The 254-nt window shown below is 26.4% G+C and carries 1 protein-coding gene; it reads left to right on the top strand.

The features are described 5' to 3' along the window. Positions 1-138: 138 nt before the first annotated feature. The coding region (locus QMG30_RS25300) for a transposase (RefSeq protein ID WP_353511690.1) at positions 139-254 on the top strand (116 nt) is incomplete at its 3' end.

The following is a 254-nucleotide window of genomic DNA, read 5'->3' as shown; positions in this document are numbered from 1 at the left end:
GAGCTAAATATCCTAGATTCAAATCTAAAAGAAACAATATCAAATCTTATACAACCAAAAACACTAACAATTCAATAAGAATAGAAGGCAGTATGTTGAAGTTCCCAAAATTAGGATTACTAAAAACAATTATCACGTATGGTAAGGTTTTCGAATAATTGGTACAAACAAAAGATTAAAGTAGCAAGAATACACTATAAAATCAAAAATGCAAGATCGAATTTTTTACATAAACTATCTACTCAATTAGTAAA

The sequence above is a fragment of the Vallitalea longa genome, assembly GCF_027923465.1.
GTDB classification, from domain to species: domain Bacteria; phylum Bacillota; class Clostridia; order Lachnospirales; family Vallitaleaceae; genus Vallitalea; species Vallitalea longa.
This window is presented reverse-complemented; position numbering and strand designations above follow the sequence as displayed.